Raw genomic sequence first — 14559 nt, 5'->3', positions numbered from 1 at the left:
ACTAGAGATGCAAGGAGTATGACCTTGTCGAAGCAAGATGAAAAGTTGCGGATTCGCCGCCGTCTCCAAGAAAAAGCGATTGAACTGGCGGCGTTGAATCGCTGGCAAGAAGCGGCTGAGTTAAACCAACAGTTGCTGCGCGTGGTCGAAGATGCCGAGACGTATAATCGCCTCGGTAAAGCGTTATTTGAACTCGGTAAGTATGCCGAAAGTTATCGCGCGTATCAGAATGCGCTGCGCCTGAATGCATCGAATCCGATTGCCCGTAAAAATGTCGCTCGCCTTGAGTCGTTGTTGGCGCGTGGCATTACCGAAGCACCGGTTACGCGCTCGACGCGCCAGCAAGTTGATATGCGGATGTTCATTACCGAAACCGGCCGCACGGCACTGACTTCGCTGGTCGATGTGCAGCGTGGCCCCACCGTTGATGCACTGATTACCGGCGAGAAGGTTGAACTGCGCGTTGAGGGTAAGATGGTCTACGTCGTCGATCTCGACGGTAATCTGATCGGGCGTGTCGAACCTAAGCTGAGTCATCGGCTCGTTGAGCTGATAAACGGTGGGAATCGCTATCTCGCTGCCGTGGTTCAGGCTGACTCGCGCAATGTGCGGATCCTCATCCGCGAGATCTATCAGGATCCGAGCCAGCGCGGACGAGTCTCATTCCCCGGCAAGTTTGGCGAAGGTGCGACTATTCTCTCTTCGTTCCGCTTTGATGAGTACGAAGATGTCCTCGACGAAGAAGAGTTGGTCGAAGAGCCGGAGACCCTTGACGAAGAATATATCGGCGGCGATGAGGAAGATGAAGTCGGTTTGGACGAAATCGATCAAGATATCGCCGACGATGATGATACACTCGAAGAATAGTGCCTTAGCCGGTGAGTGGGTTTGTCGCTTGCTCGCCGGCTTCCCCTTGCGCTCACTCGTTTAGCTCGCTATACTACCTCTAGCGAGCTGATGATTGGCTAGTTTAAGGTCACTGCCAGCCCCAAGATATTACTTGCCCGGCGTTGCGGCAGAGAGGGTGAGTTATGAACTTCCGTCTGCATGAAGTTAATCCGTCGGTAACGACGCCCGGTACACCGGCACAACAGATGCCGAATATTCCACCTCAGCCCACGACCATCGCTGAGACAGGGTTGTCAATGGGGTTTTTGACCGATCATATTCTGAAAGTGATCTATTTTTCCGGCGCAATTACCGGCCAGAAACTAGAAGAGACAGTGAAGCTGCCGTTTCTTGGTGTCATTGATAAAGTTCTCGAGTTTCTTAAGCTGGAAGAGTATGTCGATATTATTGGGGCTGAAGGGGGGTTCAGCGAGCGCTCATTTCAGTATGTAATTACTGCTAAAGGTCGGAATAAAGTACACGAGGTGATCGACCGTAATCAGTACGCCGGTCCGGCCCCGGTGCCGTTACAACAGTATGTAGAAGTGACGTTACGGCAGAGTATTGGCGAATTGGTGATCGATCAGGCGACTATCCGTAAAGCCTTTAGCCATCTGGTGGTGAGTGAGAAGATGCTCGACAAGATTGGTCCGGCCGCTAACTCTGCGCGGTCACTCTTCCTTTACGGGCCGCCCGGTAATGGAAAGACGACCATCGCCGAAGGGATCGCCAATCTCCTTGGTGGCTTGGTCATTATTCCGTATGCGGTGGAAGTCGATGGGCAGATTATCAAAGTCTTCGACCCACTCAACCATCAGGTCGTGCAGGTAAATGAAGTTGGACACACCGATATTCCACCTTTACCGTTCAGTGGGCCTGCCGTGCCAACCACAACCTATCCTGATGCACGCTGGGTGGTGTGTAAGCGGCCCCGGGTGATGGTTGGTGGTGAACTAGAACTTGAACAGCTTGAATTGATCTTCGATCCGGTCTCGAAGGTCTATGAAGCACCATTTCAGATGAAGGCGAACGGTGGCCTCTTCCTAATCGACGACTTTGGCCGCCAGAAGTGCCGTCCGCAAGATTTGCTGAACCGTTGGATTGTACCATTGGAGAAGAAAGTTGATTTTCTTGCTCTGCAAACCGGCAAGAAAATTCAGGTGCCGTTTGATGTCTTAATTGTCTTTTCTACGAACCTCAATCCGAAAGATTTGGTTGATGACGCTTTCCTCCGGCGCATTCGTCATAAAATTGAAGTGCCAAACCCAACACCAACCGAGTTTCGTGCCATTTTTCAATTGGTGTGTAAGAGTAAACGCATCCCATACAGCGATGATGGCTTGCGCTACCTCATTCAAGAGCATTATATGAAGGTTGGTCGTGAATTACGCGCTTGTCATCCTCGTGATCTTTGCGACCAAATTCTTGATGAAGCAAAATACCGTGGCATTCCGCCGGCAATGTCACGTGAATTGATCGATCGTGCCTGCGAAGCGTATTTCGTCAAGCTCGGCTAAGGAGGTTGTTTCGTTATGTCACTGCTCAAGCGTCTTACCGGTAGTACGCCTCAGCCCGATCCTGCTCCGGCTGTTGCCACGCCTCCTCCACCGGCAGCGTCTGCCGTGACCCCAGCTCCAGTCCCGCCTCCGCCGGTAGCTTCTACCCCCGCTCCGGTGCGTCCAACCGTCCAAGATGCGACTCCGGCGAACGACCAGAAGCGGATGCTCGAACTGTCACTCTGGATCGTTGACCGTATTCAAGCTTCACTCGGTAGCCAGACTGAGTTGAAGCGTTCGCCTGAAACCGAACGTCTATTGCAGGAACGGTTTGCGCGGATCTATCAGCAGGCTAATGTGAACCTGTCCGATCAAGATGTCAAGAAACTCTTCGCAATGGTGTGCGATGAGTTGTTCGGTTTTGGCCCATTACAACCGTTGCTCGATGACGATAGTATTTCTGAGATTATGGTCAACGGACCTCACAAAGTGTATATCGAGCAGAAGGGTAAGCTGAAACTCTCGGATGTGCGGTTTGCCTCCGATGAGCACGTGATGAAGATAATCGACCGCATTATTCGTCCACTTGGTCGTCGTATCGACCGTAAGTGGCCAATGGTCGATGCCCGCTTACCTGATGGTTCGCGTGTTAATGCGATTATCCCGCCGTGCGCGATTGATGGGTCGACGATCACGATTCGTAAGTTCTCGAAGAATAAGCTTAAGGTCGAAGACCTGATCCGCTTTGGTTCGATGACCGCCGAAATGGCCGAGTTCTTGCGCGCCTGCGTGGTCTCACGGTTGAATATTGTGGTGGCCGGCGGTACCGGTTCAGGTAAAACAACTTTGCTCAACGTGCTATCGAACTTTATCCCTGAAGATGAGCGTATTATCACGATTGAAGACAGCGCTGAGTTGCAGTTGGCTCAAGATCATGTAGTGCGCCTCGAAGCAAAACCACCGGAGATCGATGGTACCGGTCGGGTGACGATTCGCGATCTGGTGATTAACTCGCTGCGTATGCGCCCCGAACGGATCGTAATCGGTGAGTGTCGTGGTGGCGAAACACTCGATATGCTCCAGGCTATGAATACCGGTCACGACGGTTCACTCACCACCCTCCACGCCAATACGCCGCGCGATGCGATTGCTCGTATGGAGACGATGTCGCTGATGGCCGGTATGGATATGCCGCTACGCGTGATTCGTGAGCAGATTGCCTCGGCTATTGACCTGATCGTGCAGCAAACCCGGTTGGAAGACGGTTCACGTAAGGTGGCCTATATTACCGAAGTGCAGGGTATGGAGGGTGATACTGTTGTCTTGCAAGATATCTTTAAGCTTGAGATATTGGGCAAGACGCCGGAAGGCAAAATCATGGCCGAATTGCGTCCTACCGGTGTCCGGCCTAAGTTTACTCCTCGCCTCGAGGCGCACGGCTTCAAGTTGCCGCCAAGTGTCTTCGGTGCGCAAATTCCGGGTCAGCGCGGTCGGGTCGGTTTTAGCGTGTGAAAGCGTCATATGACGGTGCGAAGACGCTGAGCGTTGCGATAAGGGTTGCGATTAGCCCACCGTATGCACAGCTTCTTCGCACCGTTTTGTTGTGTCTAGATGGGTGATGCAGATAATGGGACTCCCGATTGTCATTGTGGGTGGGGGCTTAGGTGGCTTAGCTGCTGCAATCCGTCTTGCGGCACGGGGCCGGCACGTTATCGTGTGTGAAAAGAACGAACGACTCGGCGGGAAGCTGAATCTTCATCAGGCCGCTGGCTATACCTTCGATACCGGTCCGTCGTTGTTGACCATGCCATGGGTTATTCGTGATTTATTTGCGTTTGCCCAACGCCGGATGGAAGATTATCTCTGTCTGGCACAGATTGAGCCGACGTGTCGCTATTTCTGGCCCGATGGTACTCGCTTTGATGCCTGGCAGCGTCTGCCACAATTGGTGCAAGAGATCGAGCGCATTAGCCCGGTTGATGTGCCCCACTTTTTTCAGTTTATGGCCCATACTGCACGGATCTACGATGCGGTTGCCGGCCCCTTTTTACTCCGTCCGTTCGATGGGCTGCGTGAATTAATCACGCTATCAATGGTGCGTCACGCATTTCGTATCGATGCGTTGCGCAGCGTTGATGCTGCTGTACGCTCGTTTTTTCGTAGCCCGCATTTGCGCCAGCTCTTCAACCGTTACGCCACCTACAACGGATCGTCTCCCTATGTATCGCCGGCTACGTTCACCCTTATTTCCTATATCGAGTTAGCAGAAGGTGGTTGGTATGTACGCGGTGGTATGTACCAGTTAGCCGTCGCTCTGGGCAGGTTGGCTGCCGAACTCGGGGTTGAAGTGCGTACCACAACACCGGTCAGTGAAGTAATCGTTGAGAAGGGATATGCACGTGGAGTACGGTTGGCTCATGGTGGTGTCCTGCCAGCAGCCGCGGTAGTTATTAACGCCGATCCGCAGTACGCCTACACCCACCTCATTCCCGGCGGTCAGCGCGAAGCGACTCGGTTGGCCCGGTGTGAACCTTCGTACAGCGGAGTTGTCCTCTTCCTTGGGGTTGAAGGGGATTTTCCCACATTGGCGCATCATACCATCTTCTTCAGCGCCGACTATCCATCCGAGTTTCGTGCCATCGTGCAAGATCGTCGTCCAGCACTCGATCCGACCATCTACATCGCTGCTACGTGCCGTTCCGATCCAACCCATGCCCCTCCCGGTCATATGAATTTGTTCGTGCTGGTGAATGCGCCTGCCGATGATGGTCGGATCGATTGGGAAGCTGTAATGCCGGCGTATCGCGACCATATCATCGCCAAACTTGAGGTAATGGGTTTGTCCGGTTTACGTCAGGCGATCCGCTACGAATACTATTGGACACCGCGTGATTTAGCTCAACGCTACAACACAGCGTTCGGTGCTATTTATGGTCTGAGTTCCAATTCCCCCTTTGCTGCCTTTGCCCGTCCTCCTCTCCGTGCCCGTCGCATCAAGCAGCTCTATTTTGTCGGAGGCGGCACGCATCCGGGTGGTGGAATCCCGCTGGTTCTGTTATCCGGGAAAGCTGTGACCACTCGGATTTTGGCCGATCAGGGGTCGTAAGGCTAAAAATGTTTTACAACACTGCCATGATTTGCGGGCGATTCTTCATGGTTTTTTAACTATACGATCGCTTATCGTAGAAATAATTGTGTTTTATCATCGTTAAGTTACGATAAGCTACTTGATTCTACACTGTTGTAGTGCTATGATAAGGCCGTAGCTTCGAGAGGACATCAAAAAGCAAAGGAGGGAACACAATCACTTACATGCAACCGGAAGGCAAGCGCTATACCTCTAATGTAAAAGGTTATGTGTGGGTAAGTTGAGAGAGGTATAGCGTAAGTTCGGGGAAACGCCCTCATCAATATATGAAAAATGTAATGATGATGAGCGGCGGGGAGACGAACAGACAAGCGCCAGATTACTGCTGAGTAATCGGATGCTCTGCGAGCCATACGGTTGCTTCCCACACAAACTCACCGCGTTGGGGAAGAAGGAGCTGCTATCCCACGCTAGATGGTGAGGTTATCCGATAGCAAAAGCTGGCCCGGCGCAATATCTGCTGAAGGCAGAGCAGCTAAAGGATCTGTGCGGGTACGGTGGTTGTCACTCTCTGGTAGCCCTGATGAACTCTCGAAGCAGCGGCCTCTGTATGGTGGTAGGTAGGTAATAGGTTTAGCTTCTAGTCACAGGTGCGGCAGGTATCTGCCGCATCTGTGTTTTTTAATATATGTTATTAGGCCATCGTCCACCCACCATCGACCATCAGCGTCTGTCCGGTAATGTACGAGGCAACTGGCGAGGCGAGAAAGAGAACCGCTGCAGCGACCTCTTCCGGTTTGCCCAACCGGCGCAAGGCAATGATCCCGGTACTCCACTGCTGGATCGCCGGGGGGATCACGTTTATCAGTTCCGTTTCGATCATCCCCGGTGCGACGGCATTGACCGTAATTTGCCACGGGGCCGCTTCACGGGCGAGGGATCGGGTGAGGCCGATGATACCGCCGGCTGCTGCTGCAAAGTCAGCTTGGCCGGGAAAGCCTGATATACCGTACAAGGCCGCTATGTTGATGATCCGGCCGTAGCGTTGTTGCATCATCGGTCGCAAGACGGCGCGACAGGTATGGTACACCCCACTTAGGTTGGTCTGAATGGTTTGTCGCCAGCGTTCGCTGCTTATCTCACCAAACGGTCCATAATTGGCAATCCCCGCACTATTGATTAAGATGTCAACTCGTCCCCATCGTTCAATGGCTGCCGCAACTAGTGCATTGCCACTGTCGACTTCACGTACATCGATAGCAAGTGCTTGGGCGTCACCACCGGAATTCTGCACCGCGGCAACTGTGTCAATTGCAGCTTGTTCGTTGTGGTAATATCCAACGAGAACGCGGGCACCGTATCGCGCTAAACCTCGTACAATTGCTTGCCCAATACCGCCCGAACCGCCGGTGACAATTGCTACTTGTCCACTGAAGTCGATCATACGTATACCTACGGTTCTGTCATGCGTCGAATTATAAAGAAGGGGCGGTTTGTCTGACATTCGCCCTGCTATGTTTACGATAACCCAACAGGTACGTTGCCTATGAGTATCGTTGGCTATGGCATTACCCAGCCACCGTCTATGGTTAAGACATGGCCGGTGATGTACGAGGCACGCGGTGAGACAAGAAATCGGATAGCAGCGGCAACCTCTTCAGGATAGCCAAACCGACCGATGGCAATCGCTTGTAGTGCCCATGCGCGTAATGCTTCGGGCACCGTCTCTACCATATCGGTCTCAATATAACCGGGCGCGACGATGTTGACGGTAATGCCTTCACGGGCGACTTCCCGGGCCAATGATCGGCTCAGACCAATAATCCCGGCTTTCGCAGCAGCATAATTGGTTTGACCAACATTACCGGCTAGTGCTGCTAGTGAACTGACCGATACAATGCGACCATAACCGGCTGCTCGCATAGTTGGCGTAACAGCGCGACAACACAAAAACACCGAGGTGAGATCGATGTCGAGTACTTGCTGCCATTGTTCAGGACGCAGGCGAGCCAGCGGTGCATCTGCGGTAATTCCGGCATTGTTGATGAGAATATCGATCCGACCCCACCGATCAAGGGCAGCCTGCACCATCCCTTGCACCGCTTGTTCATCGGAGACATTTGCCTGATACGTGAGGGCATCGCCGCCGTTGGCAATGATGTCGGCTGCCAATTGCGTAGCCGCCGCAGCACTATGCTGATAGTTGATCAACACACGGGCACCGGCAGCGGCTAGCTCAAGGGCAGTTGCCCGCCCGATCCCGCGACCGGCGCCGGTAATAATGGCGACTTGTCCCTGTAACTCCATAGCAATCTTTACACCGGCTGCATTACAGTGAGTGCTCGTATATCCTCAAATGTCGCGATATTGATCAACCGCGCTTCTGGTGCAATCCGACGGATCAAGCCGGTTAATACTCGACCCGGTCCGATTTCGATAAAGGTTTCGACCCCCATTGCCACCATATAACGAACTGATGCAATCCAACGCACCGGGGCCACTACTTGCGCGACGATCTCACGGCGTACATCATCGGCTGAGCGGATCGGCTCGGCAGTTACATTGGCAATCAACGGAATCTCGAGATCGCGGACCGAGACTTCGGCGATAGCCTTAGCCATCCCCTCAGCGGCATCAACCATGAGTGGTGAATGGAAGGCTGCACTGACTTTGAGCGGAATCACCCGTTTGGCGCCACGACTTTTTGCCAGCAAGCTAGCGTGTTCGACGGCGACCGAGGTTCCGCTGATGACTAGTTGGTCAGGTGCATTGTAATTCGCAATCACCACAGTACTTTGTGACACGCCATGTTCCTGGAGAGTAGCACTGACTTCATCACAAATCTGTTCGAGTACATCGGCATCAAGCCCAATAACGGCTGCCATACCGCCTTCGTGGGCGGCGGCCATCAACTCACCGCGTCGGCGCACGAGGCGAAGCGCAGTAACGAAGTCGAGCGAGCCACCGGCTACTAACGCTGAGTATTCACCTAAACTATGACCGGTAACGGCAATCGGTGGTTCTAAGCGGTCACCTGATACTTCGCGCAGTGCTGCCAGTAAAGCGATACTTGTCGTCAGCAATGCGGGTTGGGCATTCTCGGTTGCAGTAAGGTCGGTCTCCGGCCCACTAAAACATAATTCACTCAACCCAAAATTGAGCGTCTCGTCTGCTATTGCAAAGATTTGACGCGCTGCCGGTGATACTGCGATCAAATCGCGTCCCATGCCAACCACTTGCGATCCCTGACCCGGAAATACCCATGCGATGCTCATGATATACTCGCCTTCTCCTTCCCTGCCGGCGCAGAGTACCCCTTGCTGTGCGCCAGCATGCACTTACTTTGGTCAAACAGTTGTGATGGTGGCCGTTACCGACTCGGCCGTCCCCAACGCACGATCCCTGATCCCCACGTTAGACCACCGCCGAAAGCGGTCATCAAGACATAATCGCCGGCCTTGATCCGTTCCTGTTGAGCTGCTTCGTAGAGAGCAATTGGGATCGAAGCCGCCGATGTGTTTCCATACCGGTCGAGATTGATCATCACCCGCTCAGGCGGTACTTCCAGACGTCGTGCTACGGCATCAATAATGCGCACATTCGCCTGATGGGGAATTACGAGCGCAATATCATCGATGGTCAACCCGGCAGCCTGTACCACTTGCAATGCCGACTCACTCATCTCCCGCACAGCGTGCTTAAAAATCTCGCGCCCGTTCATGTAAACATACTGTCGGCCTTCGGCAAGCAGTTCAGTCGTAAGTGGCATACGAGTACCCCCGGCGTCAACGGCCATTAGGTCTTCGAGGTTACCGTCGGCGCTCAGGTTGGAAGCGATCAGACCCAACGGCTCATCGGTTGCCTCAAGGACGACAGCTCCGGCGCCATCACCAAACAGGACGCAGGTATTGCGATCGTTCCAGTTAATATAATGGGTAAAGATGTCGGCGCCGATCAGTAACAACCGACGGCTCACACCGCTCTTAATGAGGCTGGTTGCGACCGTCAAACCGTAGACAAAGCCACTACATGCTGCTGCTAGATCAAACGCAGTAGCACGTGGGATTTGCAGATTTGCTTGCACGGTGCAAGCAGTAGCGGGGAAGGGCCGGTCGGGGGTACAGGTCGCGACAATCACCGTATCGATTGTTGCCGGCGAGATACCGGCCATCTCGAGCGCCTCGTGACCAGCAGTAGTCGCGAATGTCGAAGTGCTTTCGCCCGGGCTAGCCACCCGACGTTCACGAATACCGGTGCGAGTACGGATCCACTCGTCAGAAGTATTGATCCGTTGCGCTAAATCATCATTAGTAACCAAGCGATTGGGCACGGCCATTCCCCAGCCAATTACTGCCGCATAACGTTCCCTACTCACCCTCGCGACCTTTCTATCATACACTGAAGGGCTGCCGGCCCGATCATCTCGGCGTACAGCCCCCCTTATGCCTGTGAAACCACCTCTGCATTGCACTGGTGTGGTTACTTATTCGGCACCTACTTTGAGGATCTGCCGGCCCTTGTAATACCCACAAGACAGGCAGACGCGATGTGCCCGCATCAGCTCACCACAGCGCGGGCATGTCACCAGGACCGGTGGCGTCAGTGCTAAATGTTGTCGTCGGTTGCCGCGCCGGTGGCGCGAAACTTTTCGTTTTGGTACTGCACCCATCGTTTCGTTACTCCTCAGTGTTGATTGCGTTGTCGTTCCACCCATTCACGCAGCGCAGCAAAGCGCTCATCGGTGGTGGTGTCTTCTTCTTCAATGCCTTCTGACTCAACGGTATAGTTGACCGGTTGATCACGGTAAGCTGGTGCCACCGGATTCATCGGTAGGTTAATCAGCGCGTAGCTCCGAATTGCCTCACCTACATCAATATGGTGCAGCTCATCGAGCATAAACGGATCATCCTCTACCGGTTGTGGTAATCGATGCCCATTGACCACATCGACCACCGCATAAAACTGGTCGCTGAAGTCGAGATCAAGCTCGTAATCAAACGGTTCTAATGAGCGAACGCATGTCAGTGTCACAATCCCATGTACGGTTACCTGGGCATACACACCGGCTGCGGTACGGGTCAAGCGCAGGCGTCCGGTAATATTCCGCAGCGTCAACTCATCATCGAGCGGCAATGCCACTTCGGTGAACGAGATGTCACGTCGCGCTCCCATTTCTTCGCGCAATAACTGCGCGAGATTAAACCGTAATGCAGTCATAGCAATCACCTGTGGCGCGCCATTGGCTCCGCCACAAGCGCCAAATTATAGGCGAGAGGGCGGAGGGTTGTCAAGCGCCTGGTTGACGTTCATCTAGAGCGTGCAGACCATTCCGCACGCTTGTGAGCAGCTTGCTCAGACGCTCATCGAGTTCTTCCAGCACTTGTCGGGCATATGCATCGGCGCCGGCTCGTACTTCGGCAGCTTCCTGTTCGGCCTGTTGCAACAAACGGACCCGTTCTGCTTCTACTGCTGCCAGGAGACCGCGTTCGCTCAGCACTTCTTGCACACGGGCTTGAGCAGCGGCGAGCAATTGCTCTTGTTCGGCAATGATCCGGCGCGCACGCCGGATTTCTTCTGGAATGACCGTACGCATCTGATCGATGATCTCCAGCACCCGACTCTCATCGATCAAGGTGCGTCCACCGCTCAGTGGAAGCCGAACACCGGCAGCGATCACCTCTTCTAGCTCATCAATCAGATCATCAAGCTCGATGGCGATCACCCCCTCTGCGCGAACTTTTCTCGTAAGGCTGCCACCACTACCGGTGGGGTAAATTCCACCGGGTCGCGGCCAAGGCTGGCCATTTCGCGTACCGCGGTTGAACTGATATGGGCAAATGGCCGTCCTGCCATCAACACAACCACCTCAATACCGGGATCGATCGTCTGGTTAACTTGAGCCATTTGAAACTCGGCCTCAAAGTCACTCCCAGCGCGTAAGCCGCGCACAATGGCACACGCGCCAACTTGGCGGGCAAATTCGACCGTTAAGATATTGTAGCTCATGGCTTCGACGTGATCGAGGTCGGCTGTAGCGGCCCGTAACAAGTGTAACCGCTCTTCGGTTGAGAAGAGCAAGCGCTTTTGTGGCCGGTCGAACACTGCCATAATCACCCGATCGAAAATGCGCGTTGCCCGTCGGGCAATATCGAGGTGAGCATACGTAACCGGATCGAAACTGCCGGGATAGATCGCGATGCGCATAGCTTACCCTGCTGGGGTCGGCGAAGCCGAGGCCGTGAGTTCATAAATCGAGAAACAGGAATCACCAAGTCGGCGATACTTGATCCGGTGGAGGCCGGGATAGATGTCGGCAAGTTCAACCCGTGGTGAATGACCGACGATCAATAAACTACCTTCCTTACCTACATCGCTCTGGGCAACGAGCTGAATCGTTGCTTCAATCGCTGGATCGGCATATGGTGGGTCCATGATGATTATATCATAGCACCTGACCCCTCGCTGCCGATGCAAGAAGCGATCGACCGGCATTTGGTAGATGCGTCCCTGTTGCTCAAAGTGTGTGTGGCGCAGATTATCGGCGATAATGGTGCAGACGTGCGCATTTCGTTCCACGAAATCGGCGCTGTCGGCGCCGCGTGAGAGACATTCAATACCGAGCGAACCGGTTCCGGCGTAGAGATCGAGGACGGCACCACGGATCGGCCCATAGCCTTCGAGTACCGAAAACAACGCCTCTTTGACCCGATCCAGCATTGGTCGGGTACCTAGCCCTTTTGGGGCTTTCAGGCGATGTCCTTTGGCTTTTCCGGTAATGACGCGCATAGTTGTCATAATGCACGGCAGACGGTTATGTCCGACCGTCTGCCGCTTAGCATCATTGTGATGAGGTCTGTACTCGATCTACTCACAGTGCTGAAGCCATAGGCGTAGGGATACCGTAGTACGGCCCTCGCACCTACGTCATCGCCAGCACAATCTCCCGTGCGTCATAATGTCGCACTAGCGCTTGGTATACTGTGGCGCTTTGCGTGCGCGCTTGAGACCAGCCTTCTTACGCTCTTTGGCACGCGGATCGCGTGTAAGCAGACCGGCCTGCTTGAGGACTGGGCGCAACCCACTGTCGTAATCGAGCAGGGCACGGGCAATCCCATGACGTACCGCACCGACTTGTCCAGAGACACCACCCCCCTTGACTTTCACCAGCACATTGAATGTATTCAGATGGTTGGTCAAGACGAGCGGCATCTGGAGTTCATGCTGAAACAAATCTCGCTTACCGAAATAGTCTTCCGGTTTTTTGCCATTAACGATCATATCCCCCCTGCCGGGGAAGAGGCGCACACGCGCCACCGCCGTTTTTCGGCGGCCGGTGCCCTGATAGTAGCGCTTGCCTTCCATTCCTTCTCCTCACCACCTATGCGCCAACGCGGCGCTTCGTCGTTGCCTGCATGCGAGGTGCAATCACCGTATCATCGATCGCCCGTGCCGCTTTAGCGCGGAATGTAGGGCTTAGGCTGCTGCGCGGCATGCGGGTGGTTTGGCCCGGCGTAGATGCGCAGCTTGCTGAGTAATCGGCGGCCCATGCGGTTCTTGGGAAGCATGCGCTTCACCGCAAGGCGCAGGATGCGCTCCGGGTGTTTGGCCAGCATCACCTTGTACGGGATTTCTTTAAGACCACCCGGATAGCCGCTATGGCGGTAGTAGATCTTCTGCTCAGGCTTGCGCCCGGTCAGGACAATCTTTTCGGCATTGACCACAATCACGAAATCACCACCATCAATAGATGGTGTAAAGGTCGGCTTGTGTTTGCCGCGCAGGAGCGTACTGATTTGTGTCGCCAGCCGACCGAGCACTTTACCACTCGCATCGATGACGTACCAGTCGCGCTGCACTTCTGACGGTTTCTGATGATAGGTCTTCACAGCACCTATTCCTCGTGTACGTAGGACGAAGGCTGTTCGACCTTCGTCGCGCCTTGTTGCCGTTCTAATGGTTCTACCCAGCGGATGAGGCCGGGTGGATAACGTACCGCTGTTAATGTCAGCCCATGTGCCGGAGCGGTCGGACCGGCTAGTCGGCGATCACGACCGGCTAACACCTCACCAAACTGATCGACGGTCATCCGTCCACGCCCCACAAGGAGCAACGTCCCGACGATCATCCGCACCATATGCTGAAGAAACGCATTAGCCGCTAATTCAATCGCGAGTAAGCGCCGGTCAAACCAGACCCGTTCAACAATCCGAGTCCAATACATCGTTCGTACCGTTGATCGTTGGCTCGGCGTTGCCGTCGTAAACGCGGCAAAATCGTGCGTTCCCTCTAGCAGCTTCAGCGCAGTCGCCATTGCCGTCACATCAAGTGTTCCGGCATAATGCAACGCCTGATGGCGTAGTTGTGGCAATGGCGCCGGCGCACAATCGATCACGTAGCGATATTCACGCTCGATCGCGCTGTATCTTGCATGAAAATCGCGTACCGCTTCACCGACATTTTGCACCGTCACATCGGTTGGCAAGTGGGCGTTCAAACCACGCCAGATCGTTGCCAACGAATGACGGGTCGCAGTTTGCACATGGGCTACCTGACCTGAGGCGTGGACACCGGCATCGGTACGTCCTGCCAATACAATCCGGCGTTGCTCTTGGGTTAATGCCTCCCAAGCTGCCTCGATTGCACCTTGGACGGTACGAATATCGGTTTGCCACTGTGAACCGGCGAAATCTGTGCCGTCGTAGGCCAGCAGCAGTGCAATCGTGCGCATCAGATCAACTCGATCAAAGCCATCTCGGCTCCATCACCACGACGTGGGCCGAGTTTGGTAATGCGAGTATAGCCTCCGTTGCGTCCGCCATAGGTCGTCGGCGCAAAGGTAAATAGCTTGCGCATAGCGTTCTTGCTGGCCAGCTTCGAGAGCGCCATCCGACGCGCATGTGGGGTATCTTCACGGGCAATCGAGATCAAGTGCTCGATTTCCGGCTGGACGGCCCGCGCTTTGGCCAGCGTTGTCTTAATCTTCTTGTGTTCGATCAGAGCGATCATCAGGTTGCGGTAGAGCGCCTTGCGGTGCTCATACGATCGCCCCAATAATTTTCCGGCATGACGGTGTCGCATGGTCGTATC

Annotated in this window: 17 protein-coding genes; 4 read left to right on the top strand and 13 right to left on the bottom strand. The window is 54.3% G+C overall.

The annotated features are described in order from the left end of the window. The first annotated feature begins 18 nt into the window (after positions 1–18). The 4 genes from ACP5OT_RS10410 to ACP5OT_RS10395 all read left to right on the top strand — a co-directional run bounded on the left by ACP5OT_RS10410 (position 19) and on the right by ACP5OT_RS10395 (position 5490). A complete protein-coding gene (locus ACP5OT_RS10410; RefSeq protein ID WP_424675940.1) occupies positions 19–867 on the top strand; it encodes a tetratricopeptide repeat protein in 849 nt (282 codons plus the stop codon). 164 nt (positions 868–1031) lie between these two features. Next, positions 1032–2405, top strand: a complete 1374-nt coding sequence (locus ACP5OT_RS10405) for an ATP-binding protein (RefSeq protein WP_424675941.1) — start codon at positions 1032–1034, stop codon at positions 2403–2405. Positions 2406–2420: 15 nt separating this feature from the next. Next, positions 2421–3896 carry a CpaF family protein gene (locus ACP5OT_RS10400; RefSeq protein WP_428111478.1) on the top strand — a complete coding sequence of 492 codons (1476 nt, stop codon included), beginning with the start codon at positions 2421–2423 and terminating at the stop codon, positions 3894–3896. A gap of 106 nt (positions 3897–4002) precedes the next feature. Next, on the top strand, positions 4003–5490 hold the full coding sequence (locus tag ACP5OT_RS10395; RefSeq protein WP_424675943.1) for a phytoene desaturase family protein: 1488 nt from the start codon (positions 4003–4005) through the stop codon (positions 5488–5490). A gap of 676 nt (positions 5491–6166) precedes the next feature. On the opposite strand, the gene ACP5OT_RS10390 is transcribed toward ACP5OT_RS10395, so the two are convergent. The 13 genes from ACP5OT_RS10390 to rplQ all read right to left on the bottom strand — a co-directional run bounded on the left by ACP5OT_RS10390 (position 6167) and on the right by rplQ (position 14550). Beyond that, positions 6167–6916, bottom strand: a complete 750-nt coding sequence (locus tag ACP5OT_RS10390) for a 3-oxoacyl-ACP reductase family protein (RefSeq protein WP_424675944.1) — start codon at positions 6914–6916, stop codon at positions 6167–6169. A 116-nt stretch (positions 6917–7032) separates the two neighbouring features. Continuing rightward, the gene (locus ACP5OT_RS10385; protein WP_424675945.1) at positions 7033–7779 is read right to left on the bottom strand and encodes a 3-oxoacyl-ACP reductase family protein; all 747 of its coding nucleotides are present in this window, start codon (positions 7777–7779) and stop codon (positions 7033–7035) included. An 8-nt stretch (positions 7780–7787) separates the two neighbouring features. Then, complete coding sequence (fabD, locus tag ACP5OT_RS10380) at positions 7788–8747, bottom strand: ACP S-malonyltransferase (RefSeq protein WP_424675946.1); 960 nt, start codon at positions 8745–8747, stop codon at positions 7788–7790. A 95-nt stretch (positions 8748–8842) separates the two neighbouring features. After that, entirely contained in the window at positions 8843–9847 is a 1005-nt protein-coding gene (locus ACP5OT_RS10375) for a beta-ketoacyl-ACP synthase III (protein WP_424675947.1), read from the bottom strand. Between the two features lie 108 nt (positions 9848–9955). Continuing rightward, complete coding sequence (gene rpmF, locus ACP5OT_RS10370) at positions 9956–10141, bottom strand: 50S ribosomal protein L32 (RefSeq protein ID WP_424675948.1); 186 nt, start codon at positions 10139–10141, stop codon at positions 9956–9958. Between the two features lie 14 nt (positions 10142–10155). Beyond that, positions 10156–10689, bottom strand: coding sequence for a YceD family protein (locus ACP5OT_RS10365; protein WP_424675949.1), 534 nt, complete (start codon positions 10687–10689; stop codon positions 10156–10158). Positions 10690–10759: 70 nt separating this feature from the next. Then, positions 10760–11194, bottom strand: a complete 435-nt coding sequence (locus tag ACP5OT_RS10360; RefSeq protein ID WP_424675950.1) for a hypothetical protein — start codon at positions 11192–11194, stop codon at positions 10760–10762. Next, on the bottom strand, positions 11191–11676 hold the full coding sequence (coaD, locus tag ACP5OT_RS10355; protein WP_424675951.1) for a pantetheine-phosphate adenylyltransferase: 486 nt from the start codon (positions 11674–11676) through the stop codon (positions 11191–11193). The genes ACP5OT_RS10360 and coaD overlap by 4 nt, the downstream gene beginning before the upstream one ends. 3 nt (positions 11677–11679) lie before the next feature. Continuing rightward, a complete protein-coding gene (gene rsmD / locus ACP5OT_RS10350) occupies positions 11680–12258 on the bottom strand; it encodes a 16S rRNA (guanine(966)-N(2))-methyltransferase RsmD (RefSeq protein ID WP_424675967.1) in 579 nt (192 codons plus the stop codon). 177 nt (positions 12259–12435) lie between these two features. Next, on the bottom strand, positions 12436–12834 hold the full coding sequence (rpsI, locus tag ACP5OT_RS10345; protein WP_424675952.1) for a 30S ribosomal protein S9: 399 nt from the start codon (positions 12832–12834) through the stop codon (positions 12436–12438). A 92-nt stretch (positions 12835–12926) separates the two neighbouring features. After that, positions 12927–13358: a 50S ribosomal protein L13 gene (gene rplM / locus ACP5OT_RS10340; protein WP_424675953.1), complete on the bottom strand. Its 432-nt coding sequence runs from the start codon at positions 13356–13358 to the stop codon at positions 12927–12929. Positions 13359–13363: 5 nt separating this feature from the next. Next, complete coding sequence (truA, locus tag ACP5OT_RS10335; protein WP_428132042.1) at positions 13364–14200, bottom strand: tRNA pseudouridine(38-40) synthase TruA; 837 nt, start codon at positions 14198–14200, stop codon at positions 13364–13366. Continuing rightward, on the bottom strand, positions 14200–14550 hold the full coding sequence (gene rplQ / locus ACP5OT_RS10330) for a 50S ribosomal protein L17 (RefSeq protein WP_015941712.1): 351 nt from the start codon (positions 14548–14550) through the stop codon (positions 14200–14202). Before rplQ ends, truA begins: the two co-directional genes overlap by 1 nt. Positions 14551–14559 lie beyond the last annotated feature (9 nt).

It is taken from the genome of Chloroflexus sp., assembly GCF_049970315.1.
Lineage (GTDB): Bacteria > Chloroflexota > Chloroflexia > Chloroflexales > Chloroflexaceae > Chloroflexus.
Note: the sequence above shows the minus strand (reverse complement) of the source record. Positions and strands in the feature narration are given on the sequence as shown.